Genomic DNA, 26,040 nt, shown 5'->3' with positions numbered 1-26,040 from the left:
GCGCGTGTATACTTTGAATTGTTGTTAATTCCTAATGGATTATGAGCGCAATCGCCGACAACCTGCAAGCCGTCCAGGCCCGTATTTCCAACGCTGCAGCGGCTGTCGGCCGTTCGCCGGAGTCGGTTCGCCTGCTTGCGGTAAGCAAGACCTGGCCGCTTTCCTGCGTGGTCGATGCCGCCGAGGCCGGGCAACGCGCCTTTGGTGAGAACTACGTTCAGGAAGGCATCGACAAGATCGCCTCGATCTCCGGACGCAACCTGGAATGGCACTTCATCGGCCCGCTGCAAAGCAACAAGACCAAGCCGGTCGCCGAGCATTTCGACTGGGTGCATTCGATCGACCGACTGAGGGTTGCCGAACGCCTGTCCGCGCAGCGCCCCACCTACCTTCCCCCGCTACAGGTCTGTGTACAGGTCAATGTCTCCGGCGAAGCAACCAAGAGCGGTTGCCCCCCCGACGCGACCCTCGAACTCTGCCGCGCTGTAGCTGCCTTGCCCGGCCTGCAGTTGCGCGGCCTGATGGCCATTCCCGAGCCAGTCGACGACGTGCAGGCGCAGCGCCTGCCGTTTCGCCACTTGCGCCAGCTCAGCGAACGGATTCAGGCAGCCGGCCTGCCGCTCGACACCCTGTCCATGGGCATGTCCCACGATCTTGAAGCCGCCGTGGCCGAAGGGGCGACCATCGTCCGCATCGGCACGGCCATTTTTGGTGAAAGAAACTACGCATGAAAATCATTTTCCTCGGCGGTGGCAACATGGCCAACGCCCTGATCGGCGGCATGCTCAAACAGGGCTTCGCTGCCCCCGACATCGACGTCATCGACCTTGGAGCAGAAGCCCGCACCAAGCTGGCCGCCAGCTATGGCGTCACCTGCCACGCCAGCGCCGACAGCGCGCCGGATAGCCCCGATATCCTGGTGCTGGCCGTCAAGCCGCAGCAGATGAAGGAAGCCGTCGCTCCGCTCGTCGCCAAGCTCGGCAACGCACTGGTCATCAGCATCGCCGCCGGCCTCGACATGTCCGCACTATCGCGCTGGCTGGGCGGCCATCGGCAGATCGTCCGCTGCATGCCCAACACCCCTGCCCTGATCGGCGCCGGCATCACCGGCCTGTGCGCCCTGCCCGAAGTGAGCGCTGGCCAACGCGCTGCCGCCGACCGCGTTTTGAAAGCCGTCGGCACCACCGTGTGGATCGATGACGAAGCAAAAATTGATGGGGTGACCGCCATTTCCGGCAGCGGCCCGGCCTACGTCTTCCTGTTCATCGAAGCGCTGCAGCAGGCTGCGGCCGACCTTGGTTTCACGCCTGAGCAGGGGCGCCAACTAGCCATCGAAACTGTTCAGGGTGCTGCCGCCCTCGCCGCTCAATCGAGCGAGGCCGCCTCGACCCTGCGCGAGCGTGTCACCTCCAAGGGCGGCACCACCGAGGCCGCACTCAAGGTCATGGCCGAAAAGGGCGTCAAGGAAGGCATCGTCGCAGGTTGTAAAGCCGCCGAGGCCCGCGGCCAGGAGCTCGGCAAGATGCTTGGAGCCAGCTGATGCAAGCCATCGCCTTCCTGCTTGATGCTATCGCCAGCTTCTTCTGTACCCTCTTTCTGCTGCGCTTCATGATGCAGGCGATGCGCGTGTCGTTTGCCGGGCAGATCGGCGATTTCGTCGTCAAACTGACCAACTGGGCGGTCAAACCGCTGCGCAACATCGTTCCGGGCTTTGCCGGTTTCGACTGGGCCAGCCTGATCGCTGCGCTGGCCGTGCAACTGCTGCTTTCGGGCATTCTGATCGGCCTCGCCGGGCCATCGATCGGCAACGATGCTGGGACGCTAGCTCTGATGGTCCTGTGGTTCGCCGTCAAGGCCATACTCCGCCTTGCGGTCTATATCCTGATCGGTGCCCTGATTCTGCAAGCCGTGCTGTCGTGGATCAACCCGTATTCACCGCTAGCGGCGCCAGCCTATCAGTTGACCCGCCCCATCCTCGACCCGATCCGCCGCATCGTACCCACCATTTCGGGGATCGATCTGTCGCCGCTGATCGCCATCCTGTTGCTCCAGGTGGTGTTGATGTTCCTGTGAGCGAGTGGTATCGAGTCACCGCCGATGGCTGCGTCACCCTGACCCTGCACATCCAACCCGGCGCGAAAAAGACTGAGTTGGCCGGGCTGCACGGCGATGCGCTCAAAATCCGCCTCGCCGCGCCTCCAGTTGACGGCAAGGCCAATGAGGCCTTGTTGAAGTTCATCGCCGAAACGTTGGGCATGGCCAAAACGGCAATCACCCTGAAAAGCGGCCACACATCGCGCCGCAAGGTGCTGGAAATCAAAGGGGCAGACCGCATCGCCATCGCGGCGCTCGCAGCGCAAGGCTGAAACCGGCTACGACGCTACCCCAGTTCCAAGCAATTTGCCCGCCCCCATCGCCCCGCCCGTCAGCTTCATGGCAGGTTCATATGGATAATCAGGCGGTGCAAGCTTGTAATTGAGTTTGTCTCTTCCAGAACTTTTTTGCCCCACAGGATTAACCTCTTGTGGGGTTTTCTTTTTGCAACATCCGGCCTTCCCACAAACGAACGGCTGCATCGAATGCAAAACGGCGGGAAATCCCGCCGTTTTGCATTCGAAAGCTCTGCTGCGATCAGGCGCGATAAACCACGCGCCCGCCAACCAGCGTGGCCTCGACCTTACCGGTCATCATGTAACCCAACCAAGGCGAGTTTTTCCCGCGACTCTTCAAGGATTCGGGTATCAGCTGCCACGTGGCCTCCGGATCGAAAACGCAGACGTCGGCCGTTGCCCCAATGGCCAGATGGCCGGCGCTCAACCCCAGAACCTCGGCCGGTGCGGAGGTAATACGCGCCAGCGCGGCGGGCAGATCGACCTTGGCGGCCTCAGCCCATCGCAAAGTCAGCGGCAGCAGGAGTTCAAGGCCAGTGGCACCGGGCTTGGCCTCGCCAAAGGGCAAAAGTTTGTCGTCGGCACCGACCGGCGTGTGGTCAGAGCAGATGGATGCCCAGCCTGCCACGACGGCGTCGGACAGTGCCTGCCGATCGTTCTGGGTGCGCAGCGGCGGGGAAAATCGGGCGTGCGTATTGAAGTAGCCGATGTCGTTTTCGGTGAGCAGCAGGTGGTGCACGCCGACATCGCAGGTAATCGGCAGATTGTCGTGCTGGGCGCGATGCACCAGCTGCATGCCGGCCGCCGACGAGATACGGGTGAGATGCACGCGGCAACCGGTGATCCGCACCAGCTGGATGATGGTGCCGATGGCGATGGTTTCGGCAGCGACCGGGATGCCCGCCAGGCCAAGACGACTGGCAACCTCGCCTTCGTGCGCGATGCCGTTGCGCGACAGCCAGTAGTCCTGGGGCTGCAGCCAGACGGCAAAGCCGAAGGTTGCCGCATACTCCATGGCACGGAGCAGGGCTTCGGTATCGACCACTGTCCTGTTCGCCTGCGAGAAGGCAATACAACCAGCCTTCTTGAGGCCAGCCAGTTCGGCCAGGCGCTCGCCATTGAGCCCCAAGGTCAGCGCACCGAGCGGCAGGACGCGGGCCTTGCCAATCTCTTCGCCGCGATGGACGAGGCGATCGGCCAGTTCCGGTTCGTCGAGCGGCGGATCGGCATCGGGCGGCACGACGACGCTGGTCACCCCACCGGCAACGGCAGCGGCCAGCTCCGCCTCGATCGAATTGAGACGAGCACCGAGGTCGATCAGACCGGGGCAGACGACGCAACCAGCCGCATCGATGGTCTGATCGGCAACGAAACCAGCCGGCGTTTCACCCAAGCCGATGACAGTCCCCTCGGCAACGAACAGCGAAGTATTGCCGCGGTCGACACCGTTTTTCGGATCGATGACGCGGCCGTTTTCAATAACGATGTTCATGTTCAGTTCCCTGCAACGATGCTCATGACGGCCATACGAACCGCGATGCCGAAGGTGACCTGGGGCAGGATGACGGCCTGCGCGCCGTCGGCCACGGCGGAGTGGATTTCGACGCCTCGGTTCATCGGACCCGGATGCATCACGATGGCGTCCGGCTTGGCCAGCGCCAGCTTCTGCGGCGTCAGGCCGTAGTGGCGGAAATATTCGCCGGCAGAAGGCAACAGCGCACCGTTCATCCGTTCGTTCTGCAGGCGCAGCATGATGATCACGTCGCAGTCCTTGAGGCCTTCGTTCATGTCGTGGAAGACATGCACGCCGAGCTTGTCGAGATGCTTGGGCAGCAGGGTTTCCGGGCCGATGGCGCGAACTTCCGGCACCCCCAGCGTGGTCAGCGCATGGATGTCTGAACGGGCGACGCGCGAGTGCAGGATGTCGCCGACAATGGCGACGCGCAGTTGCGTGAAGTCCTTCTTGTAATGACGGATGGTGTACATGTCGAGCAGGCCCTGCGTCGGATGGGCATGGCGGCCGTCGCCGGCATTGACGACATGCACGTCGTCGCGGCCGATACGGCGCAGGTGCTCGGTGATCAGGAAGGGGGCGCCGCTCGAGGCATGGCGCACGACGAACAGGTTGGCGTGCATGGCCACCAGATTGTCGATGGTGTCGAGCAGGGTTTCGCCCTTGGCCGTCGACGACTTGTTGATGTCGAGATTGATTACGTCGGCCGACAGGCGCTTGGCGGCGATCTCGAAGGTGGTTCGCGTGCGCGTCGAGTTCTCGAAGAACAGGTTGAAGACGCTCTTGCCACGCAGCAGAGGCACCTTCTTCACGTCGCGGGCCGACACCTCCATGAAGGAAGCGGCGGTGTCGAGGATCTGGGTCAGGATACGTTGCGGCAGGCCTTCGATCGACAGCAGGTGCGTCAGCTCGCCATCCTTATTCAACTGCGGGTTATACATGTTCCAGCCTCCAGGCGAGTTGTGCGCCATCGTTACGCTCGAGCACCAGATTCTGGCCATCGCCGAGCGGAACATCCCAGATTCCGTAGGTCGCCGCCACCGGCAGTTCGCGGCCCCCACGGTCGGCCAGCACGGCCAGCTCAACGACGGCTGGACGCCCATAGTCGAACAGTTCGTTGATGGCGGCGCGCGTCGTACGGCCGGTGTACAGCACGTCATCGACCAGGATGATGTGGCGACCTTCGACGTCGAATGGAATTACCGTCGGGCGGCACTGCGGATGCAGGCCCTTTTCGGAAAAATCGTCGCGATAGAAGGAAACGTCGATCAAGCCGATATCTTCCGACAGGCCGAGCAACTCCTTCAGGCGCTCGGCGACCCATGCGCCACCGCTGTAGATGCCGACCAGCGCCGGGTTCTTGGACAGTTGCGGACGAATCAGGTCGGCCAGCTGGCGACACTGGGCCTCGGCATCAGGCAGGGGGTTGGGTAGGGATGACATGCTGCGGGCTTTCGAACCAGGTTTGGAGAATGAGTTGCGCCGCCACGGCATCAAGCAGCGGCTTGGCGGTCTTGCTGTTGCGGCCGGTTTCGCGCAGGCGCGCCTCGGCATCGAGCGAGGTCAAGCGCTCGTCGGCATAGGAAACCGGCAAATTGAAGCGCCTGACCAAACGTTCGCCGAACTTGCCGGCGAGACGGGTCATTTCGTGCGGCGTGCCATCGGCGTGGGTAGGCAGGCCGACGACCAGGCACTCCGGCTGCCACTCGGCGATCAGTTTGCCGATGGCGGCAAAACGGTCATCGTTCGATTCGGCGTGGATCACGGTCAACGGGTGGGCGCTGCCCAGCAATGTTTCGCCCGTGGCGACGCCGATACGCTTTTCGCCGAAGTCGAAGGCGAGAACGGTGCCCACGGGGTCAGGCGTGTCCGGCCACGTCGGAAAGCTGGGTAAAGCTGATACCCAGTTTCTGCATGGCGGCCGGCAGGCGCTCCTCCGGCGGCAGATCGAACAGGATGCTGGCTTTGGCCGGCACCGTCAGCCAGGAGTTCTGCGCCAGTTCGTCTTCAAGTTGTCCGGCATCCCAACCCGCATAACCGAGCGAGATCAGGATTTCGCAAGGCAGGCCATCCTTGCCGACTGAACTAAGCACATCACGCGAACTGGTCAGCCCGACATCTCCGTTGACCGCCAGTGTCGATTGCCAATGCCCGACCGGGCGATGCAGCACGAAGCCGCGATCCAGCTGCACCGGCCCGCCAAAATAGACCGGCAGGTTGGCCAGGCTTTCAGCCTCCAGCTTGATGTCGATTTTTTCGAACAAGCCGGCCACGTTCATGTCGATCGGCCGATTGACGATGATGCCCAACGCTCCGTTCTCGTTATGTTCGCAAACATAGACCAGCGCGTTGGAAAAATAAGGATCCTCCAGCGCCGGCATGGCGATCAGGAAGTGGTCTGTCAGGTTGACGTTGTCCATAAGTGGAATTTTAATCGCCGGGGAGGTACAAACCAACCATGAACCACGAAAAAGCCCTGGTCTGGTTCCGCCGCGACCTGCGCGATCACGACCACGCCGCCCTCAGTGCAGCCTTGAGCAATGCCCGCCACATCTACTGCACCTTCGTCTTCGATACCGACATTCTTGATGCGCTACCATCCCGCCGGGACCGGCGCGTCCATTTCATCCACGCCTCGCTGATCGAACTCGACGCTGCACTGCGTTCCCGAGGCGGTGGATTAATCGTCCGCCATGGCCGGGCGGTCGAGGAAATCCCTGCTCTAGCTGCCCAGCTTGGCGTGGCGGCCGTTTTTGCCAATTGCGACTACGAGCCAGAGGCCAAGGCACGTGATGCGGCGGTCGCCGCATCGCTGCGACAACAGGGCATCGCCTTCCACACCAGCAAGGATCAGGCGATTTTCGACGGAGACGAGGTGCTGACCCAAGCCGGTAAGCCTTTTTCGGTTTTCACGCCCTACAAAAACGCCTGGCTGAAGCGGCTCACCCCTGCCGACCATGCCGAATGGCGCTGTACCGGCCAATACGCGGCAAGCGAAAAGATCGGCGTACCGGCACTGGAGCACATCGGTTTCGGCACAACTGATCTCGACACAATCGGCGTCCGGCCCGGCATGTCCGGCGCCCGTGCCTTGTGGGACGATTTCCGCAACGGGCGCCTCACGCGTTATGGGGCGCTGCGCGACTTCCCGGCAATCAAGGGTGTCTCCTATCTGTCCGTCCATCTGCGCTTCGGTACCGTGTCGATCCGCGAACTGGTCCGCACGACACTGGCCGAAGGGGCCGACACCTGGCTCAACGAACTGATCTGGCGGGACTTTTACTTCATGATCCTCGACCGTTTTCCGCATGTTGTCGGCCAGGCTTTCAAGCCGGAATACGGGGCAATTCGCTGGAAAGAGTGGCCCACCGGGCTGTCTGCCTGGCAGGAGGGGCGCACCGGCTATCCACTCGTCGATGCCGCCATGCGCCAGCTCAAGCACAGTGGATGGATGCACAACCGGCTGCGCATGATCGTCGCCTCCTTCCTGACCAAGGATCTCGGCATCGACTGGCGCTTGGGCGAACGCCATTTTGCCGAGCAACTCAACGACTTTGACCTGTCGGCGAACAACGGTGGGTGGCAATGGGCCGCCTCGACCGGCTGCGACGCCCAACCCTACTTCCGCATTTTCAACCCGGTCACGCAATCGGAAAATTTTGACCCGGAAGGAAAATTCATTCGCCGCTATGTTCCGGAACTGGCGGCCGTTCCCGACAAGTTCATTCACGCGCCGTGGCGGATGGGGCGACTCGAACAGGAGGCGATCGGGGTGATCATCGGCCGGGACTACCCGGCACCGATCGTCGATCACGCCCAGGCCAGGGAAGAAACCCTGGCCCGTTACGTGATAGTCAAAAAGCCGATTTAGTGTGGACGGCGCGCCTGGGTGTAGCCGGCGACCAGCTTGAGCAACTCGTCTTCGTCGTAGGGCTTGCCCAGATAATGGTTGGCGCCGATCTCCAATGCATAGTTGCGGTGCTTATCGGCCGTCCGTGAGGTGATCATGATGATCGGCAGCTTGCGCAAGCGTTCGTCGGCACGAACATTCCGCACCAGGTCGAAACCGTCCATACGCGGCATTTCGATATCGGACAGGATGACATCCGGCATCACATCGATCAATTGCTCCAGCGCGTCGACACCATCCTTGGCCAGGATGACCTGATAGCCTTCGCGCATCAGCAAGCGGCTGGTGATCTTGCGCACGGTCAGCGAGTCGTCGACCACCATCACCGTCGGCAGGTTTTCCAGCTCCGCCGCGGCCGGCTCCGGCGCGACGGGAATCGCCGCCTGCACGCTGACCACCGGCGTCCGGCTCGACAGCGCCACCGGATTCAGGATCAGCACGACCCGACCGTCGCCGAGCACGGTGGCTCCGGCAATACCCACCACGCGAGCCAGCTGGGCGCCGATATTCTTGACCACGACTTCCTGGTTGCCCTTGAGCTCATCGACCAGAACCGAGACCCGCTGCGTACCGGAACGTAACAGCAGCACCCAGTATTGCCGGTGAGCTTCGGGCATCGCCTCGGCGTTGCCCAACAGATGCGGCAAATAATGGAAGGGATAGCGATGCCCCTGCCAGTTGACCTCGCCCTGCTCGCGAATGCTGGTCAGGCCTTTTTCCTTCATTTCCATGACCTGCTCGATCATGGTCGACGGCACGGCATAGAGATGGCTGCCGGCGCGGATCAACAGGGTCTGCGTAACCGCCAGGGTGAGCGGCAGATAGAGGCGGAAGGTCGTTCCCTTGCCGGCCTCGGAAACGATTTCGATACGGCCACCAAGTTCCGACACTTCGGTCTTCACGACGTCCATACCGACGCCGCGACCGGCGAGCTGGGTCAGTTCGGCCGCCGTCGAAAACCCGGGCTGGAAGATGAAGTCGTACAAGACAGCCTCGTCGGCCACCTGTCCCGGCTGCAGCAGGCCCATGGCTTCGGCCCGGGCGCGGATACGTTCCGCATCCAGCCCCTTGCCATCGTCGGACATGGCGAGAATGATTTCATTGCCTTCCTGTGCCAGTTTGACAGTGATTTCACCCACTTCCGGCTTGCCGGCGGCGATACGCTGCTCCCTGTCCTCGATACCGTGCGCAACTGCGTTGCGCAGCATATGCTCAAGCGGTGCCAGCATCTTGTCGAGCACCGAACGGTCGATATCGACCTGCCCGCCCACAATATCGAGGTTGGCACGCTTGCCCATTTCCTTCGCAGTTTGGCGAACGATGCGGTAGAGACGCTCGGTCTGGCTGGCGAACGGCAACATGCGCACACCCATCAGCTCCTGCTGCAGACTGCGGTTCAGGCGCGACTGCGCAAGAATGGCAGCGTTGGCATCGTCGAGGTTCTTCAGCAGACTTTGCTGGACGGTTGCCACGTCGTTAACCGATTCGGCCATGAAGCGGGTCAGTTCCTGGAAACGGGTAAAGCGGTCCAGCTCCAGCGGATCGAACTCGAGCTCGCCACCTGGTGTATGCGCCACCTTGGCCTGAATTTGCGTTTCGGCCTGAATTTCGATTTCGCGCAACTGGCGGCGCAGACGAATCACGTTTTCCGTCAGTTCAAGCAGCGAGCCTTTCAGGCTACGCATCTCGCCTTCGATCCGCGCGCGGGCGATGGACAACTCGCCAGCTTCGTTAACCAGGCGATCGATCAGTTCCGGACGTACCCGCAGGCTGGCCCGCTGGCCGGTAGCGTCGGATTCAGCCTCGTGGTCACTCGGAGCGGCCTGTTTCGCCTCCGGCACAAGCACCTCGTCTTGCCCGGGGTCGCCGAGAACAGAGCTTTCGGCGACAGGTGCCGGTTCCTGCGGCCCTTCGCGCAAACGCTCGACGGCCTGTGCCAGCATGTCGCAGCCGGATTCGATATCCTCGATGAATGCGGGTGACGCCGGACCGGCACGCATGGCCTCCTCGACGCGCGTCTCCAGCATGTGCGTCGCTTCGCCCAGATTCATCGCACCGGCCATGCGTGCACTACCCTTGAAGGTGTGCAAGAGACGGGAAATACCATGGGCGGCGACGCCACTGGACGGGTCATTGCGCCAGGCGCGCAGTTGCGTGGTCAAGTCGCGCGTCAGGTCCACCGCTTCCTCGAGGAAGATCGGTAGCAATTGTTCGTCGAGTTCGTCGGTGAGCTGCGGTAGTGCAGCAACGGGAGCCGCAGAAATCTCCGGCTCACCCCCAGATTCCGGTTCGCTGGCCGGCATCGTGCTGAGCGTACCCGGCAGTTGAATGATTTCCGCGCTGACCGGTTCAGCAAGCTCTTCGGCAACCGGCGCGGGATGGAAAATGTCATTCAGCGCATCGATCAATTGCAATTGTTCGGCAGGCGACTCCTGGCGAGCAAGCCCGACAAACATTTCCTCAAGCGTGATGATGCTTTGCCGCACTGTTTCCAGGCCTTCGATACTGGCTGGCTGAGCCGAGCCGTCGCGACGCAGCAAGGCGTGCTCCAGCGCGATGGCCAGATGGTGAATCGGCATCAGACCAACCGTTGCCGCTATCCCGCCCAACGTATGGGCCGCCCTTGTCATCTCGAAGGTTGTGGGTGCGCCGGGGTTGCTCTCCAGTGCAGCATAGCTGTCGACCAGCATCTGCAAATGCCCTCGCGCCTCTTCGCGAAAAATGTCGTAAAGCGTCGGCGACGCCGTGACAACAGGCGGCAGTTCCTCGACGATTTCGTCGACGCCTGGCTCGCCCCCATCCATGACAGCATCAACCAAGGGAAGCGACTCTTCGGCAGGCGCCGACGGCAGCGGCGCCTCCTCTTCAAGCAATACCGGTTCATCGAAGAATGCCGGCAGCGAAAAGTCAATGTCCTCGATTTCTGGTGCTGGTGAAACGATTTCAATGACGTCGGCTAGCGCCTCCGGCTCGGTATCCACGACCTTAGCAGGTTCGGAAACAGCTTCCTCCGGTAATGTCGGCAAAGGCTCCAGGGCGGGCGCAACCACCGGCTCGACAACGGCCAGCGGCGCAAGCGGTTCAACACCCCGCAGTCGACCGGCGAGGGCAACCAGCACCGAGGGATTCGGTGCCTGCCCTTGCCCACTCGCCAAGTGCTCGACCCAGGCCGAGAACAAGGCGTGCTCTCCGCCGATCATCTCCATCAACTCGGGCGTAGCCCACTGGTCCTGGCGCAACCACAAATTGAGCGTCTGCTCGAGTTCCCAGGCGGTTTCGCCCAGATCGTTGAGACCGACCATGCGGCCGCTCCCCTTAAGCGTATGGGTATTGCGGCGGATTGTCGTCAGCGCCTCGACATTGTGCGGATCGGCCTGCAACAGTGCCAGCTGTTCGTCCATCGTCTGCAGGACTTCCTGCGCCTCTTCGAGGAAGATAGAGAGCAGTTCGGCGTCGATTTCCTCATGAGAGGAATCAGCCAATTGCTGCGTTTCCGCCGACGGTTCGAGCAGCTCCGGCTCCTGGGACTTGAGCGCTGCCAGCGCCGCATCGACGTCACTGCGCTCGAGATCGCCGGATTTCAGGGCCTCGAGCGCCGCCTTTGCGCTTTCGCCTAGTTCGTGATTGGCGACCAGATCGGCATCCTGCTGGATGGCCTTGAGATTCTGTTTGAGTTCGGCCTGCAGGCGCTCGTCCTGAGGCGCCTCCTTGAGCGCCTCAACCAGGGCATGGGTCTCGCGGGTCTGTTGCGCCAGTTCGGACTCGACGCTCACCGTCGGCTCCGGTACTGCGGATTCCTCGTCGTCGACCGATGCTTCCGTTTCTCCTCGCATGCGGGCCTCGAAGGCATCGAAATCGGTCTCACCGCTAGGCAGCGCATCGACAAAGAAGCCAAGGGTCGACAGCTGATGGGCGATATTTTCAAAATCTTCCGCAGCATGTGCGGCACCGGGCTGCGCCAGCGCATGAATCTGCTGGACGCACGCAGTCACATTTGAAGCGGCACTCAAATGCCCCAACATCGCCAATGCACCGGCGGTTTGTTTGAGCGGCCCATCAAGGAGAGCCAGATCATGCTCGCCCGTCGGGTCGCGGAAGAAGGCGTCGAGAGATTGTTCGACCTGGGCCAGGTTGTTCTGGATTTCCCGGGCAACTTGACTGATCAGAAGTTTTTCCTGCGCCCGCCGGGTCATTTCGTCGAGCAGCGGCAATGCGGAATCGGCCGCCGGCCTTCCGGCGATGCAGGCATACAAACGAGCGACCATGAGGTCGACCTGCTGGGCAAAGTCGGTCCCCAGACGCTTGAAGCTCTCCTGCGCGTTCTGCAGCAGCAAAATGGCGGTTGCCACTTCCATGGCGACTGTTTCGCCGAAGCGCGAGGCATCCTCGATCAACCAGTTGGCGATGGCACCCAACCCCTGTCCCAGACGCTTGAGATCGGTTTGCGCGATCTCTTCGGTTATCGTCGCGACCGAGCGGGCCTGATCGACAAATGCCGACAGGCCGGCCGTACTACCGGACGAACAGACCCGGTTCCAATGCTCTTCGGTACTGGAGAGGATTTCGCGCAAGCGGCGCAGGACGGCATCCTGTGGCTGGCTGCCGGCCGCTGCTCCAGGATCAGGCAATTGCGCGGGCAAATCGAACGCGGACTGGACCTGGGAGACGACGCCGCCGACGTCGCTGCCGGCCTGCGCAACGTGATAGAGGGCTTCGCGCATCAGGCGCTCGGCCAAGCTATTCGATCCTTCGAGCAGGCGACGGATCTGCTGATCGATCCGGGCACTGACCTGACGCACGGCGCCATCGGCGTTGACCGCCGGATCCTTCAGGGATTCGACAAAAGCCAGCGCGGTCCACCAGAAGGAGCGCGCCGACTGGGTTTCCTGAGTGGCTTCGATGTTGGCCAGCGCCGAAAGCATCAATTGACGCCCCGCCTCGGCCTGCTCCGGCTTGGTAAGCCAAGCGAGCAAGCCTTTCTGATAACGTGCCCGTTCGACCTTGAGCAATTGCCGCAGCGCATCCGGCGTCAATTTCTCTACGGCACCCACCCGCTTGGGAGGGCGCAACGAGAGGTCGGGGAAAAAAAGATCGCTGGCCCGCGCCGTCTTTATTCCTCGAACAGCCGCCAGTTCCAGATAAACGGGCAGTAAGCGAAGCGGCTGATTGGGCTCGCCGGCCATCAGTTCATCAAGGTAAGCGCGGATGCCTGCCATTGCCGAACGCGTAGCCTCAAAAACGGGCTCGCCGGCAGCAATGCGACCATCCTCGACAGCTTCGAGGAGGCTTTCCAGGGACTCGGTCACCTGCGTGACGCCATCCAGGCCAACCATGGACAAAGCCCCGTGCACCTGGTGCACATGAGTGCGGCAGAACTTGAGCTGGGTAACGTCCGCATTGGCAACGTAATGACCCAACGCCTCTTCCGCACGCTCGATAGCCAGGTCAATTTCACCCTTGACCCAGGTCAGGGGGCCCAAATCGAATTCAGTTGCCGCGTTCATAGTCTCTCGCGATCGATTTTCGTCAATCCACCTTGAAGCCGGCTACGGAACCCTTGAGTTCGGATGCCAGTGCGGTCAGTTCGTCAACGGCTTCGGCAGTACGCTGCGTACCGGCCGTGGTTTGCTCCGTAACGTTCAGGATATCCTGCATCAGGCGCGCCACCTGGCTGGCGGAGTCGGCCTGGCTCTGCGTCGAACTGGAAATGTCCTGAATCAGTTCGGCCAGATCGCGCGACACTTGGCCGATTTCGGACAGCGCCTGACCTGCCGCGTCGGAGAGCTTCGCCCCCTCGACCACACCGCGGGTCGATTGTTCCATGGCGGACACAGCATCCTGCGTGTCGGTCTGAATGGTTTTCACAATCGCCGCAATCTGTTTCGTTGCTTCGGCCGAACGTTCGGCCAGTCGCTGCACTTCCTCGGCAACCACCGTGAAGCCGCGCCCCGCGTCGCCGGCGGAAGCTGCCTGGATGGCAGCGTTCAGGGCCAGAACGTTGGTCTGTTCGGTAATATCGGAAATCAGTTCCACGATTTCACCGATCTCCTGCGAGCTTTCACCGAGGCGCTTGATTCGTTTCGAGGTTTCCTGGATCTGGTTGCGAATTTCGTTCATGCCCTTGATCGAGTCTTCCACGGCCTGCGTACCTTTTTCGGCGGCCATCAGCGACTGGCGGGCAACCTGAGCGGACTGCGTGGCGTTGCTCGACACTTCCGTCATCGAGCGGGCCATTTCCAGAGCCGACTGACCGGCTTCCTTGATCTCGATGGATTGGCGTTCGGCGGCGTCGAGCAGTTGTGCGGAGTTCAAGCGGGCGATTTCAGTGGCGGCTGTCACGCGGTTCGCCGCGTCATTGATACGGCCGACCAGCACGCGCAGTTCTTCAATCGTGTAGTTGATCGAGTCGGCGATAGCGCCGGTAATGTTCTCGCTCACGGTTGCGGTCACGGTCAGGTCGCCGTCGGCCAGATCGCCCAGTTCGTTCATCAGACGCAGAATGGCGTCCTGGTTGTCGCGGTTGGTCTGGTCCGAGGCCTGGCGCTGCTGTTCGGCCGCTGCCGCACGGCGCTCGGTATCGTCGAGGTAGACCTTGGCCAGCAGGGCCAGCGTGGCGACTGCGGCAACGATAAGCACGATCAGGAAGACGATGTACATGCCTCGGCCAGCCGAGCCTTCCTGATAGCCGAGCGCCAGATCGTCGGTGGCTTTGAGCAGCTCTTCACTCCCCCGGAAAATCTTCGAACCGGCCTGCTTGGACAACACCAACGGCTGCATATTGCCGAGAATGCTGGCAATCGCGCCCTGATAATCCTTGAACGCCGCATTCAGCTCATCCAGCTTGGCACGGGTATCGGCATCACTCCCCGTCTTGCCGAGGCCGGCTAGGATGTCACGGAAGGCGTTGGTATCCTTGCCAAGCAGGAAGGCCACCTCGGGGTTGATTTCGTCACCGACGAGCAGGGCCGAGGCATTCTTGGCGATCCGCTGGGTCAGCATCACCAACTGGTTGGCGTTGGCGATCTCACGGGCACTGGCGCCGGACTGGAGCTTGAGCGTCGCGACCTGTTCGGTCAGTTCCAACATCGCTGCGTTGTTGTTGTCGATGGTCGCCACGTTCTTGCCCAACTCAACCAGGTTTTTCTCCTGGCCGATCACGGTTTCGGCATTCTTGTCGTTCGGCATCCACAGGTTGGTCAGCGCCTCAAGTTGCGGCCGTACGGAGTCCGGAGAAGCCGGAACACTCACGGCACCGATTTCGCCGCCGCTGGTCAACTGAGTCAGCAGCTTGCCAAAAGTCTCCCGGGAATCCTTCAATTGGGCGAATGCGACAGCATTGCCCTGCAGGGCAAGCGAGGAGGCCTTCGCCAGACGCTGGGAGAGCATCCGCATTTCACCGGCCGCCGCGACATAAGCCGTGTTGTAAGCCGATTCGCGGTTATCGCGAAATACCAGAACGGCAATCAGCAACAGCAGCAGCACGAAAATACCGCCCAGCGTCTTCATCTGCTGGATAACCGGCTGGCCCGCCAGGAAGGACGGCAGAGGTATCTTGCTCGCCGGCGTCATGTCGGCGGAAACGGTCATCGGCGCGCCGGTATTGCCGGATGCACCAATCTTCGGAAATTTGAAGCCAAAAGCCATGGAACGCCTCCAATGGGGATGAGGCTACTACCCTCTATCAGACCCCGATATTCATGAAATCCTGATCGGCCAGCAGTTCGCGTACCGACAATTTGTGCCAGATTTTTCCGTGCGAATCGGCAAAACGCTGTCGCCCCCAGGCGGGCATCGAAGCGTCAGGCGCCTCGGGCGTAAAGTCTTCCGGTTTTTTCAGCCCCAGCATGCGCGACACCAGCAAGGCCGCATTGGTGCCATAGCGCGAACCGATCAACAACAAGCGGGCATTGGCGTTCTGGACAATCGGAGGACCGCCACGGAATACCGAAAAATCACTGACCGCATGGAGATTGCCGCGAATATTGGAAATCCCGACAAACCACGGACGGGTCAGCGGAACCGGTGTAACCTGTGACGCCTGAACGATTTCGCCGCCGTCGGACAAATCGACGAGCCAAGCCTCGCCGCCCGACTCCACGCCCAACCAGGAAGCAGCCCCCCTACCTTGGGCCGCCTGACTCAGGCGGGTCGCCAAGTACGCCTGAAAGTCCCGAAGACTTGTCTTCCGCGCCATCGCTTATGGCAAGGCCGCGATGCGTTGCAACAACTCTTCCGGATTCAGCGGTTTGACCAGATAGTCGATCGCCCCTTGCCGCAAGCCCCAGATTTTGTCGGTTTCCTGCCCCTTCGAGGTGCAGACGATGATGGGGATCGACTTGGTGTCTTCGTCACGAGTCAGAGTACGCGTGGCCTGGTAGCCGTTCAGTCCGGGCATCACGACATCCATGAGGATGAGGTCCGGCTTGTTGGCCTTGGCCTTGGCGATTCCCTCCTCGCCATTCTCCGCAGTACTGACCTGATAACCGGCCTTGGTCAGCACATCGACCGTAAAAAAGCGCTCGGTGGGCGAATCATCGACAACGAGAATATTCTTGACGGGCATTTCTTCTTCCTGAGCTACGAATTGGATGCAGTTTCGGCCGACAGCGCAAATGACGCCACTGTCTGCAACAGACTGTCTTTGGTAAATGGTTTGGTGAGGTATTGATCGGAGCCGACCATACGCCCCCGCGCCCGATCAAACAAACCATCCTTGGAGGAGAGCATGATGACTGGCGTTGCCTTGAAGCGTGCATTCTTCTTGATCAAGGAGCAGGTCTGGTAGCCATCGAGGCGCGGCATCATGATGTCGCAGAAGATCACACTGGGCTGGTGGTCGGCAATCTTGGCCAGCGCATCGAACCCATCCTCGGCGAGGACAACCTGACACCCGGCCTGGACGAGAAATATCTCGGCGCTGCGCCGTATTGTGTTGCTGTCGTCTATAACCATGACCTTGACGCCACGCAGTCTCGACAAATCAGTCAATTTACCTGTCCCCTCGGCCTCTTGATGAGGCACTTTCACTATCGCTGCATCATACTACGGAAGTAATGCCCGGGATCAAACGCGGCAACACTGTCACATCGGTCAGCTGGCGACTTCGGCAACGCCAAGATTCGGATAAAATCCGGACCATCTTACCCAATTCCCGTCGCACCCGCCAAGGGCGCGCGCTTCAATGACTCATACCCAAGCCCCCTGTCCGCCACTGGTCCTCGTCTTTGCGGCCAGCGACCCGTCATCCGGCGCCGGCATCCAGGCCGATCTCCTGACGCTGGCCAGCCTGGGCTGTCACCCGCTGACCGCCCTGACGGCCATCACCGTCCAGGATACCGTCGGCGTTCAGAGTGTTCAGGCGCTTTCCGCCGAAACGGTCGAACAACAGGCCCGAACCATTCTTGAGGACATGCCGGTCGCCGCTTTCAAGGTTGGTGTTCTCGGCAGCGTCGAGAACGTGCTGGCTGTCGCCGAAATCGTTTCCGACTATCCGGACATTCCGCTGATCCTTGATCCGGTACTTGCTTCCGGGCGCGGAGACGACTTGTCCGGCGAGGAAATCATCTCTGCCATGCGCGAGATGCTCCTGCCGCAAACGACCCTGATCACGCCCAACGCCCCTGAAGCGCGCCGCCTCGCGGAAAGCGACGAAGACGACAGCGAACCGTCGATTGATATCTGCGCCCAGCGCCTGATCGAGATGGGTGCCCAGTACGTGCTCATCACCGGGACGCACGAAAATACGCCACAGGTCGTCAACACGCTGTACGGCCCCGATGGTGTCATCCGCCGTGACCATTGGGAGCGCCTACCGGGCAGCTACCACGGCTCGGGCTGTACGCTCGCCTCGGCGATCACCGGCTGCATCGCCGGTGGTGCCAGCATCGAAGACGCCGTACGCGACGCTCAGGACTATACGTGGCAAACCCTGAAAAACGGCTTTCGCGCCGGCATGGGCCAATTCATTCCGGATCGATTCTTCTGGGCCCGGAATGACGACAATGACACCCCGGATGACAAGGCCGATGAGCCCAAGTAAGCTGCGCGGCCTGTATGCCGTCACGCCGGACATGGCCGACGGCGCCCTGCTACTTGCCCGGACCGAGGCGGTACTGAGCGGAGGGTGCCGCATCCTTCAATATCGCGACAAGATCAGCGACAAGCCGGAACAGCTTGCGCGCGCCAAGGCCTTGCGCGCGCTGACCCGGCGCTTCGGCGCCACGCTGCTGGTCAATGACGACATTGCCCTGGCCTCCCTGATTGACGCCGATGGCCTCCACCTGGGCAGGGACGACGGCAACCTGCGCGCCGCACGCGCCATTCTCGGCCCCGACAAAATTCTGGGTGCCTCGTGTTACGCCGATTTTCAGGCCGCTGCCGCAGCCAGTGCCGCCGGCGTCGACTACATTGCCTTTGGCGCCGCCTACCCATCCCCGACCAAGCCGGATGCGCCGCGCGCCGAGCCGGCACTGTTTAGCCGGGCCGCCGGTGAACTGCCCGTAGCGGTTTGCGCCATCGGTGGCATTACGCTCGACAACGCGCCGCCGCTGATCGAGGCCGGAACCGACCTGATCGCGGTCATCACCGACCTTTTCTCGGCGCCGGACATCGCCGCCCGCGCTGCCCAATTCCAGAAACTTTTCGAGAGAATCCGACCATGACCCTGCATGCAAACTCGCGCAACGAAACCCTCTTTGCCCGCGCCCAGAAACACATTCCCGGCGGCGTCAATTCGCCGGTGCGCGCCTTCCGCTCGGTCGGCGGCACGCCGCTGTTCTTCCAGAAGGGTGCCGGGGCCAAGGTGCAGGACGCCGATGGCAAGTGGTACACCGACTACGTCGGCTCCTGGGGTCCGATGATCCTCGGTCACGCTCACCCCGAGGTGATCGCCGCCGTGCAGGCCGCTGTCGTCGACGGCCTGTCCTTCGGCGCGCCGACCGAGAAGGAGGTCGAGATCGCCGACCTGCTCTGCGAGATGGTGCCGTCGATGGACATGGTCCGCCTCGTTTCTTCCGGCACCGAGGCGACGATGAGCGCCATCCGCCTGGCGCGCGGTTTCACCGGCCGCGACATTCTGGTCAAGTTCGAGGGCTGCTACCACGGCCACGCCGACCACTTGCTGGTCAAGGCCGGTTCCGGCCTGCTCACCTTCGGCAATCCGTCGTCGGGCGGCGTCCCGGCCGGCACCGCCGAAACGACCATGGTGCTCACCTACAACGATCCGCAGGGTCTGGCCGAAGCCTTCAAGGCGCATGGCGACAAGATCGCCGCCGTGATCGTCGAACCGGTGGTCGGCAACATGAATCTGATCGCGCCGACCGCCGAGTTCCTCAAGGCGATGCGCGACCTGACCGCACAGTACGGCGCCGTGCTGATTTTCGACGAAGTGATGACCGGCTTCCGCGTCGGCCTGAAGAGCGCGCAAGGCCTGTTCGGCATCACCCCGGACCTGTCCACCTTCGGCAAGGTCGTCGGTGGCGGCATGCCGATGGGTGCCTTTGGCGGCAAGCGCGAGATTATGGAAAAGATCGCCCCGCTCGGGCCGGTCTATCAGGCCGGCACCTTGTCGGGCAATCCGATCGCCACCGCAGCCGGTCTCGCCACCCTGAAGCTGATTCAGGCACCCGGCTTCTACGAATCGCTGACCGCGAAGACGAAGTCGCTGTGCGACGGGCTGGTTGCCGCAGCGAAGAAACATGGCGTCGCCTTCTCGGCACAGAACATCGGCGGCATGTTCGGGCTCTATTTCGCCGACACCTGCCCGGCCACCTACGATGCCGTACTGGCCTGCGACAAGGAAGCCTTCAATAGCTTCTTCCACGCCATGATAGCCGCCGGCCATTACTTCGCGCCGTCGGCCTTCGAAGCCGGTTTCGTCTCGGCCGCCCATACCGACGCCGACATTGCCGGCACGGTCGCCGCCGCCGACGCCTGGTTCGCGAGCCTGACATGAGTTCGCTGCAAGCCTGGCTGGTACTGCTGGTCGCCGGGCTCTGCGAGATCGGCTGGGCGGTCGGGCTCAAATACACCGAAGGATTCAGCCGTCTGTTGCCTTCGGTTGCAACGCTGGCAGCAATGGTGTTGAGCGTCGTGCTGCTTGGCTGGTCGTTGAAGGTACTGCCGCTGGGTACCGCCTATGCGGTATGGACCGGTGTTGGCGCGGTCGGCACGGCCATCCTCGGCATGATCCTGTTCGGCGAATCGCGCGAAGCCCTGCGCTTTGTCTGCATCGGCCTGATCGTGGCCGGCATTGTCGGGCTCAAGCTGGTCACCCCCGACAGTCATTGATCGGCAAGCCGCCGGCGGCTTACATCAGGAACAACGTCGCCAGGCCGAGAAAGATGAAGAAGCCCCCCGAGTCGGTCAGCGCGGTAATCATCACCGAGCCGCCGACCGCCGGGTCGGCGCCGAATTTCTGGCGCAGCAAGGGGATACCGACGCCGGCTGACGCGGCGAGCAGCAGATTGAGTGTCATCGCGGCCGTCATGACGACACCGAGCTTGACGCTACCGTAGAGCCACCACGCCGCGATACCCAGCAGCCCGCCCCAGATCAGACCATTGATGGTTGCCACGCCGAGTTCCTTGCGCAACAGGCGGCGCATGGCATCCGGTTGAACCTGGCCCATGGCGATGGCACGAACAATCATGGTGATCGTCTGGTTGCCCGAGTTGCCGCCGATTCCGGCGACGATGGGCATTAGCGCCGCCAGTGCCACCAGTTTCTCGATGGAATCCTCGAAGGCACCGATCACGCGCGACGCGACGAAGGCGGTCACCAGATTGATGGCCAGCCACGCCCAACGGTTTTTCACCGAGTCCCAGACCGAGGCGAAGATGTCTTCCTCTTCCTTCAGACCGGCAGCGGCCAGCTGCTCGTGTTCGGCTTCTTCGCGGATGTAGTCGACGACCTCGTTAACCGTTACCCGCCCAACCAACTTGCCTTCAGGGTCCACCACCGGGGCCGACACCAGATCGTAGCGCTCGAAGGCCTTGGCGGCCTCCTCGGCGAAATCGTCGGGCTCCAGCTCGACGAAGTCGGTCTGCATCAGCGTGCCGACCTCGACATCGACCTCATTGACCAGCAGGATATTGAGCGGCAGAACCCCCTTCAGGCGTTCATCGCGATCGACCACGAACAATTGGTCGGTGTGGTCAGGCAGTTCATCGAAGCGGCGCAGGTAACGCAATACCACTTCGAGGGTGACGTCCTCGCGCACGGTCACCATGTCGAAGTCCATGATCGAGCCGACCGAATCCTCGGGATAGGACATCGCGGCGCGCAATTGCTCGCGCTCCTCGACCGAGAGGCCGAGGAAAACGTCATCGATGACCCCCTGCGGCAGGTCGGGGGCAAGATCGGCCAGTTCGTCGGCATCGAGCGTTTCGGCGGCGGCGACCAGTTCGGTACGCTCCATCGACTCGATGAGGCTTTCTCGGACGGCGTCCGAGACTTCGAGCAGCACCTCGCCCTCGAGTTCCGGATTGACCAGCCCCCAGACGATCAGTCGTTCGTCGGTCGGCAATGCCTCGAGCACATAGGCGATATCCGCCGGATGCATCGGCTCCAGCCTGGCCTGTAATTCATGCAGATGCTGCTTGTGCACGACCTCCTCAACGAGGTCGTGGCGCGGCCCTTCCTGACGATGCACCAGCTCTTCGACCAGCTTGTGCCGGGCGAGCAGGGTCTGCACCTCGGCGAGGCGCTCCTGCAAGTCTTCGGTGTCGGTCAGCTGGGCTTCTTCGCTCATGGTGCGGTGCGGCAAAAGGTCTGCCATTTTAGCACCGGGCAGATGACCGGGTTCCTACAAAATCACGCTGGAAACCCCTTATCCGGGGAATATTTCACGGCACATCGGCACTTGCCATGCGCCCGAGGATGATCGTCATCTTGCGCCCCAATCCCGGTGCCGCCCGATTACGGTCGTAATAGCGGGGGTTGGGTACCATGCCGGCCAGCCGCGCCGCCTGTTCCGGCCCAAGCTGGGCTGCCCCGACGTTATAGTAGTGACGCGCCGCGGCCTCGGCGCCAAAGACGCCGTTACCCCACTCGATCACGTTCAGGTAGACCTCGAAGATGCGTCGCTTGCTCCACAGATTCTCGAGCATCAGCGTGATGATCGCCTCCTCGGCCTTACGGAAATACGACTTGTTCGGCGTCAGGAAGAGGTTCTTGGCCAATTGCTGGCTGATGGTCGAACCGCCAGCCACGAAGCGCCCCTTCTTCTGGTTCTTTTCCAGGGCTTTTTGCATCCCTTCCCAGTCGAAGCCCTCGTGATCGACGAACTTGGCATCCTCCGCCGCGATGATCGCCCGCTTCAGATGGATCGAAATCCGGTCATAGGGCACCCATTGCTGCTTCAACTGCGCCTGCGGATTCTTCACCCGCAATTCGGCCAGGCGAATTTCCATGAATTTGGTTTCGCCCGGATTGATCCAGCCCCACAGCAAAACCCAGCCAAGCAGCCATAACTGCCATAACAGGAAAATAACAACCAAGCCGAGCAGGCACCATTTAAGCCAACGGCCCAGGGTTTTCATCCGGCCAGCCCGCTGCGCAGGTCGGCCAGCACGGCAGCTGTCTGGGGACGGACACCGCGCCAGACAAAAAAGGCCTCGGCCGCCTGTTCAACCAGCATGCCCAGACCATCGGCACAGCGCCCGGCGCCCTGCTCGCGCGCCAGGCGCAGAAAGGGCGTTTCGCCCTTGCCGTACATCATGTCGTAAGCCAGGCTACCCGGCGCGAAAACGCCGGTCGGCAGGGGCAGGCCTTCACCCGACAGGCTGGCGGAGGTGGCATTGATCACCACGTCGAAACGGCGCCCGGCATAGCGACCGAAATCCCCGCCCTCGACCGGGGCGAGATCGGCGAATCCGGCAGCCAGTGTTGCTGCCTTGGTGGCAGTGCGATTGGCAATGGCCAGCGCAGCCGGCCCTTCGGCGAGCAGCGGGGCGATCACGCCACGCGAAGCGCCTCCGGCACCGAGCAACAGGATGCGCTTGCCAGCCAGCGCACAACCGACGTTATGGGTTATATCGCGAACCAGCCCGGCACCATCGGTGTTATCGCCGAACACCTCGTTGCCGGCGAAGCCCAGCGTATTCACCGCGCCGGCCCGCGCCGCCCGTTCGGAGAGGCGAGTAGCCAGCCGGAAGGCATCCTCCTTGAAGGGCACAGTCACATTGGCTCCCTTGCCACCGGCAGCGACGAATTCGGCGACCGCTGACGCAAAGCCGTCAACCGGCGCCAGCCTTGCCTCGTAACGCATATCCTGCCCGAGGGCCGCGGCGAAAGCGGCGTGGATGAGCGGCGACTTGGAGTGGGCAATCGGATTGCCAAAAACGGCGTAGAGGTCAGACATGGTTCAGCAGGAAGAGAGGGAACGGAAAAGTGGCTGAAGGCTACCACGGCCCCCGGTATTCGCCACAGCAGCCTATTTGCTGGCCGTATTCAGGGAATCACCCTGCGTGAAATACCAGGTCCGCGCGAAAGACAAGATGGTCGCACCGCCCAAGCCCTGAGCTGGGATGGCACCAAAAGGCGCCGACATGCGCAGGATGCGCAAGGCAGCCTGATCGAGCACCTTATGGCCGGAAGATCTGGAAATTTCCGCGTTGTACAGGCTGCCGTCCTCAGCGCGCAGTTCGACGAAGATCACCACCGCACCGTACAGCTTGCCACGCGCCTCGGGCGGATAGTTCAGGGTGCCGATACGCTCGATCTTCTGTTTCCACGCATCGAGGTAGGCGGCCAGTGCATATTCCTCAGTACGCGCTCCGACGAATTTCTTGCGCGGCTTCTTGCTGTACTCGTCCGCCGTCTTGGCTATTTCCCCCTCCAGGCGAGCCATCGCCCGCGCCGACTCGGCCAGGTCGAGTCCGCTGACACTGGGAACCGGAGCCGGCTGCTCGCTGACCATCTTCTCGGTGGCCACCGTGCGCAGGCTCTTCGCCTGGGTCAGCAGCTTCTGCTGCGCCGTTTCCAGCTCCTGCACGCGCCGCTGCATCTGCTGGAGGTCGTTGCCCTCGGTTTGCTTCTGGGTCGACGGCAAGGGCGTCTTGGCCCGGCGATTCTCGTCGGTGTTGCCGCCGCCGTCGAGATTCGCCTGCGCCAGTGCCTGGGCATCGGAGGGCTTGCGTGCCGACCTGGCATTGACCAGGATGATGTCCATGGCCTTTTCCTGCATGGCCTTCGACGCTTCGGGAAACTTGAAATGCAGAGTCAGCAGCAGGCCATGCACGACCAGCGAGATGGCGAGCGCGATCCACAGCCGCCGATCCTGTTCGGCAACGCGCGCGCGGCGAGGGCTGACTGCCGGCTTCACGCCTCTTCTTCCTCCACGGCTTCTGCGGCATCGCTGTCGCCCAGGAGATTCAGGAAGCGGCAAGTCAGCTCCGGAGCCAGCAGGTCTATGCTCTCGACCGCCAGATGTACGCGCTGGCCGGGCAGAAGGTCAGCCGGCAGGGACGGCACACGCAACATCAAGGGCAGGTGATCGAGCTTGACCAGTTGCTCGCGGCGCACGGTGGCGTCAATCTCGGCCACCCCATGCTGCTGCAACCAGCGCAAGCACCAGTAACGTTCCATCTGGCGCTGGAAATCGGCATACGCACCGTAAGTCACCTCGAAATCGCGCATCGCACCGAACAACTCCGCCGATTTCTGCGCAAATGCCGGTGTTTCGCCCTTGATGCAGGCGATCAGCTGCCATTGGTTAACCAGATCGCAATAACGACGCAGCGGCGAGGTCATCCACGCGTATTGCGGCACGCCGAGGCCTTCGTGCGGCAGCGGCGAGGTGGTCATGCGCACCTTGCCCTGCGTCTGCGCCCGGTACATGCAGGCCACGTTCTTGTCGGCCAGCAGCCCACCCCAAGTCGAATTGGCGACGATCATCAACTCGGCAACCAGCTTGTCGAGCGGACTGCCACGCTTGCGCTCGGAAATTTCGACAGTGCACGCATCCGGATCGGCCAGATCGCCGACGATGGCGAAGTTGTAGTCGTTGATGCCCTGCACGGCGGACGGCTTGCCGCGCCGGCCTTCGCAGGCATTGGCGAAGTGCCACAGATGGAGCAGTTCCTGAGCGAAAGGCTCGTCCGCCAACGGGCCGCCGACCGTCTCGGCATTGAACCAGGGCTCGACTTCGTGGTGACGCAGGTTGGCCGCGATGTGGACCATCTCCAGCCGCGATTCGTGGCTGAGGATTTCCAGCGATTCATTGACCGTCAGGTAGAGCGATACCGCCGGGCAGTCGACACCGCCGGCCAGCGTGTAGTTCTGGACCACGGCATCGGGCAGCATGGTGATCTTGTTGCCCGGCATGTAGACCGTCGACAGACGGGCACGCGCCACGCCGTCGAGCGGCGAGCCATGGGCGATGGCCAGCCCTGGCGCAGCGATATGAATACCGATGCGCGAACCGATGCCGGGCAATTTGACGACGGAGAGCGCATCGTCGATCTCGGTGGTATTGGCATCGTCGATCGAGAAGGCCCGCACATCGGCCTTCGGCAGGTCGGCCGGCAGACCGGGCGCCTCCAGTGCCGGAAAGGCGATGCCTTTCGGGAACTGCTCATGCAGGAAACGCTTGTAGTGCAGATGGTAGGCCGACTTGATCGCACCGCACTTGAACAGCAGTTGCGCCGCTGTCAGGCCGGTTTCGGCACAAGCCGTCTCGAAAGCCTTGGTTTCCGGCTTGTTGCGATCCGGCGCGTAAAGCAGCGTATCGGTCAGCGCGCCGATTTCCGGCGGCAGGCGGAATGCCTTGAGTTCGTTTATCCAGCCTTCGATGGCGAGCGCTTGCTGACGCTTTTTTTCAAGACTGGCCAGAGCAGCTGCGAGAATGTCGGGAGGCGCCTTGCGGAAGCGGCCCTTGCCTTTGCGGTGGAAATAGACGGGCGCGGCGTGCAGGGCAAGCAGCACCGCCGTCGCTTCGACCGGGGCGGGGTCGTGCCCGTAGTAATCACGGGCAAAATCCAGAAACGAAAATTCGCCATCGCTGACGCACTCCCACAGGAAATCTGCTTCGACCGCTTCGGCCAACGGCGTCGCCTGCTCCAGCAGGGCGCCCGCCGAGGGCTTATCGAAACGCAGCAGCACGGTTGCTGCCTTGATCTTGCTCCGCTTGCCGGTAGGCATTTCGACCTGCAACGAGCTGTCGTTGTCGGCCATGATACCGCCGGCCTTGAAGCCGCCATCTTCTTCAAACAATACGTTCATCGGCG

24 protein-coding genes are annotated in these 26,040 nt (G+C 62.1%); 9 read left to right on the top strand and 15 right to left on the bottom strand.

What is annotated here, in order from left to right:
• Window positions 1-41 precede the first annotated feature (41 nt).
• From AB6Q56_RS20615 to AB6Q56_RS20600, 4 genes are read left to right on the top strand one after another with little or no spacing between them, the layout of a single operon-like run.
• The gene (locus AB6Q56_RS20615) at window positions 42-731 is read left to right on the top strand and encodes a YggS family pyridoxal phosphate-dependent enzyme (RefSeq protein WP_434514894.1); all 690 of its coding nucleotides are present in this window, start codon (window positions 42-44) and stop codon (window positions 729-731) included.
• Window positions 728-1,540 (top strand): pyrroline-5-carboxylate reductase, encoded by an 813-nt coding sequence (gene proC, locus AB6Q56_RS20610; protein WP_434514893.1) that lies wholly within the window; start codon window positions 728-730, stop codon window positions 1,538-1,540. The genes AB6Q56_RS20615 and proC overlap by 4 nt, the downstream gene beginning before the upstream one ends.
• A complete protein-coding gene (locus AB6Q56_RS20605; RefSeq protein ID WP_434514892.1) occupies window positions 1,540-2,073 on the top strand; it encodes a YggT family protein in 534 nt (177 codons plus the stop codon). Before proC ends, AB6Q56_RS20605 begins: the two co-directional genes overlap by 1 nt.
• The gene (locus AB6Q56_RS20600; protein ID WP_434514891.1) at window positions 2,070-2,366 is read left to right on the top strand and encodes a DUF167 domain-containing protein; all 297 of its coding nucleotides are present in this window, start codon (window positions 2,070-2,072) and stop codon (window positions 2,364-2,366) included. Before AB6Q56_RS20605 ends, AB6Q56_RS20600 begins: the two co-directional genes overlap by 4 nt.
• A gap of 265 nt (window positions 2,367-2,631) precedes the next feature.
• On the opposite strand, the gene AB6Q56_RS20595 is transcribed toward AB6Q56_RS20600, so the two are convergent.
• From AB6Q56_RS20595 to AB6Q56_RS20575, 5 genes are read right to left on the bottom strand one after another with little or no spacing between them, the layout of a single operon-like run.
• Window positions 2,632-3,882, bottom strand: a complete 1,251-nt coding sequence (locus AB6Q56_RS20595; RefSeq protein ID WP_434514890.1) for a dihydroorotase — start codon at window positions 3,880-3,882, stop codon at window positions 2,632-2,634.
• A 2-nt stretch (window positions 3,883-3,884) separates the two neighbouring features.
• Window positions 3,885-4,844, bottom strand: coding sequence for an aspartate carbamoyltransferase catalytic subunit (locus AB6Q56_RS20590; RefSeq protein ID WP_434514889.1), 960 nt, complete (start codon window positions 4,842-4,844; stop codon window positions 3,885-3,887).
• Window positions 4,837-5,346, bottom strand: a complete 510-nt coding sequence (gene pyrR, locus AB6Q56_RS20585) for a bifunctional pyr operon transcriptional regulator/uracil phosphoribosyltransferase PyrR (protein WP_434514888.1) — start codon at window positions 5,344-5,346, stop codon at window positions 4,837-4,839. The genes AB6Q56_RS20590 and pyrR overlap by 8 nt, the downstream gene beginning before the upstream one ends.
• Window positions 5,318-5,758, bottom strand: coding sequence for a Holliday junction resolvase RuvX (gene ruvX / locus AB6Q56_RS20580; RefSeq protein ID WP_434514887.1), 441 nt, complete (start codon window positions 5,756-5,758; stop codon window positions 5,318-5,320). Before ruvX ends, pyrR begins: the two co-directional genes overlap by 29 nt.
• 4 nt (window positions 5,759-5,762) lie before the next feature.
• Window positions 5,763-6,323 carry a YqgE/AlgH family protein gene (locus AB6Q56_RS20575; RefSeq protein ID WP_434514886.1) on the bottom strand — a complete coding sequence of 187 codons (561 nt, stop codon included), beginning with the start codon at window positions 6,321-6,323 and terminating at the stop codon, window positions 5,763-5,765.
• A 38-nt stretch (window positions 6,324-6,361) separates the two neighbouring features.
• On the opposite strand from AB6Q56_RS20575, the gene AB6Q56_RS20570 reads away from it, so the two are divergent.
• A complete protein-coding gene (locus AB6Q56_RS20570) occupies window positions 6,362-7,774 on the top strand; it encodes a cryptochrome/photolyase family protein (protein WP_434514885.1) in 1,413 nt (470 codons plus the stop codon).
• Here the strand turns inward: AB6Q56_RS20570 and AB6Q56_RS20565 are convergent.
• From AB6Q56_RS20565 to AB6Q56_RS20545, 5 genes are read right to left on the bottom strand one after another with little or no spacing between them, the layout of a single operon-like run.
• On the bottom strand, window positions 7,771-13,317 hold the full coding sequence (locus AB6Q56_RS20565; protein WP_434514884.1) for an Hpt domain-containing protein: 5,547 nt from the start codon (window positions 13,315-13,317) through the stop codon (window positions 7,771-7,773). The two genes, AB6Q56_RS20570 and AB6Q56_RS20565, sit on opposite strands and share 4 nt — an antisense overlap.
• A gap of 22 nt (window positions 13,318-13,339) precedes the next feature.
• Entirely contained in the window at window positions 13,340-15,457 is a 2,118-nt protein-coding gene (locus tag AB6Q56_RS20560; RefSeq protein WP_434514883.1) for a methyl-accepting chemotaxis protein, read from the bottom strand.
• A gap of 37 nt (window positions 15,458-15,494) precedes the next feature.
• Window positions 15,495-15,968 (bottom strand): chemotaxis protein CheW, encoded by a 474-nt coding sequence (locus AB6Q56_RS20555; RefSeq protein WP_434514882.1) that lies wholly within the window; start codon window positions 15,966-15,968, stop codon window positions 15,495-15,497.
• Window positions 15,969-16,010: 42 nt separating this feature from the next.
• Window positions 16,011-16,376, bottom strand: coding sequence for a response regulator transcription factor (locus AB6Q56_RS20550; RefSeq protein ID WP_434514881.1), 366 nt, complete (start codon window positions 16,374-16,376; stop codon window positions 16,011-16,013).
• 14 nt (window positions 16,377-16,390) lie between these two features.
• Window positions 16,391-16,765 (bottom strand): response regulator, encoded by a 375-nt coding sequence (locus tag AB6Q56_RS20545; protein WP_434517187.1) that lies wholly within the window; start codon window positions 16,763-16,765, stop codon window positions 16,391-16,393.
• A 229-nt stretch (window positions 16,766-16,994) separates the two neighbouring features.
• Between AB6Q56_RS20545 and thiD the strand changes: the two genes are divergently transcribed.
• From thiD to sugE, 4 genes are read left to right on the top strand one after another with little or no spacing between them, the layout of a single operon-like run.
• Window positions 16,995-17,852: a bifunctional hydroxymethylpyrimidine kinase/phosphomethylpyrimidine kinase gene (gene thiD, locus AB6Q56_RS20540; RefSeq protein ID WP_434514880.1), complete on the top strand. Its 858-nt coding sequence runs from the start codon at window positions 16,995-16,997 to the stop codon at window positions 17,850-17,852.
• Window positions 17,839-18,474 (top strand): thiamine phosphate synthase, encoded by a 636-nt coding sequence (thiE, locus tag AB6Q56_RS20535; protein WP_434514879.1) that lies wholly within the window; start codon window positions 17,839-17,841, stop codon window positions 18,472-18,474. Before thiD ends, thiE begins: the two co-directional genes overlap by 14 nt.
• Entirely contained in the window at window positions 18,471-19,766 is a 1,296-nt protein-coding gene (gene hemL / locus AB6Q56_RS20530; protein WP_434514878.1) for a glutamate-1-semialdehyde 2,1-aminomutase, read from the top strand. Before thiE ends, hemL begins: the two co-directional genes overlap by 4 nt.
• Window positions 19,763-20,101: a quaternary ammonium compound efflux SMR transporter SugE gene (gene sugE, locus AB6Q56_RS20525; protein WP_434514877.1), complete on the top strand. Its 339-nt coding sequence runs from the start codon at window positions 19,763-19,765 to the stop codon at window positions 20,099-20,101. The genes hemL and sugE overlap by 4 nt, the downstream gene beginning before the upstream one ends.
• Before the next feature lie 19 nt (window positions 20,102-20,120).
• Here sugE and mgtE read toward each other — a convergent pair whose 3' ends face one another.
• The 5 genes from mgtE to AB6Q56_RS20500 all read right to left on the bottom strand — a co-directional run bounded on the left by mgtE (window position 20,121) and on the right by AB6Q56_RS20500 (window position 26,035).
• Window positions 20,121-21,563: a magnesium transporter gene (mgtE, locus tag AB6Q56_RS20520; protein WP_434517186.1), complete on the bottom strand. Its 1,443-nt coding sequence runs from the start codon at window positions 21,561-21,563 to the stop codon at window positions 20,121-20,123.
• A gap of 94 nt (window positions 21,564-21,657) precedes the next feature.
• Window positions 21,658-22,353, bottom strand: a complete 696-nt coding sequence (mtgA, locus tag AB6Q56_RS20515) for a monofunctional biosynthetic peptidoglycan transglycosylase (RefSeq protein WP_434514876.1) — start codon at window positions 22,351-22,353, stop codon at window positions 21,658-21,660.
• Window positions 22,350-23,174 (bottom strand): shikimate dehydrogenase, encoded by an 825-nt coding sequence (gene aroE, locus AB6Q56_RS20510; protein WP_434514875.1) that lies wholly within the window; start codon window positions 23,172-23,174, stop codon window positions 22,350-22,352. Before aroE ends, mtgA begins: the two co-directional genes overlap by 4 nt.
• Before the next feature lie 72 nt (window positions 23,175-23,246).
• The gene (locus AB6Q56_RS20505) at window positions 23,247-24,137 is read right to left on the bottom strand and encodes an energy transducer TonB (RefSeq protein WP_434514874.1); all 891 of its coding nucleotides are present in this window, start codon (window positions 24,135-24,137) and stop codon (window positions 23,247-23,249) included.
• Window positions 24,134-26,035 carry a ribonuclease catalytic domain-containing protein gene (locus AB6Q56_RS20500; protein ID WP_434514873.1) on the bottom strand — a complete coding sequence of 634 codons (1,902 nt, stop codon included), beginning with the start codon at window positions 26,033-26,035 and terminating at the stop codon, window positions 24,134-24,136. Before AB6Q56_RS20500 ends, AB6Q56_RS20505 begins: the two co-directional genes overlap by 4 nt.
• Between the last annotated feature and the right edge of the window lie 5 nt (window positions 26,036-26,040).

The organism is Dechloromonas sp. ARDL1 (assembly GCF_051122455.1).
Taxonomy (GTDB): domain Bacteria; phylum Pseudomonadota; class Gammaproteobacteria; order Burkholderiales; family Rhodocyclaceae; genus Azonexus.
Note: the sequence above shows the minus strand (reverse complement) of the source record. Positions and strands in the feature narration are given on the sequence as shown.

Excerpts from the sequence above, each read along its gene's own strand:
- hemL (WP_434514878.1), top strand. The coding sequence starts at position 18,471 with ATGACCCTGCATGCAAACTCGCGCAACGAAACCCTCTTTGCCCGCGCC.
- AB6Q56_RS20605 (WP_434514892.1), top strand. The coding sequence starts at position 1,540 with ATGCAAGCCATCGCCTTCCTGCTTGATGCTATCGCCAGCTTCTTCTGT.
- AB6Q56_RS20595 (WP_434514890.1), bottom strand. The coding sequence starts at position 3,882 with ATGAACATCGTTATTGAAAACGGCCGCGTCATCGATCCGAAAAACGGT.
- mtgA (WP_434514876.1), bottom strand. The coding sequence starts at position 22,353 with ATGAAAACCCTGGGCCGTTGGCTTAAATGGTGCCTGCTCGGCTTGGTT.
- aroE (WP_434514875.1), bottom strand. The coding sequence starts at position 23,174 with ATGTCTGACCTCTACGCCGTTTTTGGCAATCCGATTGCCCACTCCAAG.
- AB6Q56_RS20560 (WP_434514883.1), bottom strand. The coding sequence starts at position 15,457 with ATGGCTTTTGGCTTCAAATTTCCGAAGATTGGTGCATCCGGCAATACC.
- sugE (WP_434514877.1), top strand. The coding sequence starts at position 19,763 with ATGAGTTCGCTGCAAGCCTGGCTGGTACTGCTGGTCGCCGGGCTCTGC.
- AB6Q56_RS20615 (WP_434514894.1), top strand. The coding sequence starts at position 42 with ATGAGCGCAATCGCCGACAACCTGCAAGCCGTCCAGGCCCGTATTTCC.
- AB6Q56_RS20565 (WP_434514884.1), bottom strand. The coding sequence starts at position 13,317 with ATGAACGCGGCAACTGAATTCGATTTGGGCCCCCTGACCTGGGTCAAG.
- thiE (WP_434514879.1), top strand. The coding sequence starts at position 17,839 with ATGAGCCCAAGTAAGCTGCGCGGCCTGTATGCCGTCACGCCGGACATG.
- AB6Q56_RS20590 (WP_434514889.1), bottom strand. The coding sequence starts at position 4,844 with ATGTATAACCCGCAGTTGAATAAGGATGGCGAGCTGACGCACCTGCTG.
- AB6Q56_RS20575 (WP_434514886.1), bottom strand. The coding sequence starts at position 6,323 with ATGGACAACGTCAACCTGACAGACCACTTCCTGATCGCCATGCCGGCG.
- thiD (WP_434514880.1), top strand. The coding sequence starts at position 16,995 with ATGACTCATACCCAAGCCCCCTGTCCGCCACTGGTCCTCGTCTTTGCG.
- mgtE (WP_434517186.1), bottom strand. The coding sequence starts at position 21,563 with ATGAGCGAAGAAGCCCAGCTGACCGACACCGAAGACTTGCAGGAGCGC.
- pyrR (WP_434514888.1), bottom strand. The coding sequence starts at position 5,346 with ATGTCATCCCTACCCAACCCCCTGCCTGATGCCGAGGCCCAGTGTCGC.
- AB6Q56_RS20570 (WP_434514885.1), top strand. The coding sequence starts at position 6,362 with ATGAACCACGAAAAAGCCCTGGTCTGGTTCCGCCGCGACCTGCGCGAT.
- AB6Q56_RS20500 (WP_434514873.1), bottom strand. The coding sequence starts at position 26,035 with ATGAACGTATTGTTTGAAGAAGATGGCGGCTTCAAGGCCGGCGGTATC.
- proC (WP_434514893.1), top strand. The coding sequence starts at position 728 with ATGAAAATCATTTTCCTCGGCGGTGGCAACATGGCCAACGCCCTGATC.
- AB6Q56_RS20545 (WP_434517187.1), bottom strand. The coding sequence starts at position 16,765 with ATGGTTATAGACGACAGCAACACAATACGGCGCAGCGCCGAGATATTT.
- AB6Q56_RS20550 (WP_434514881.1), bottom strand. The coding sequence starts at position 16,376 with ATGCCCGTCAAGAATATTCTCGTTGTCGATGATTCGCCCACCGAGCGC.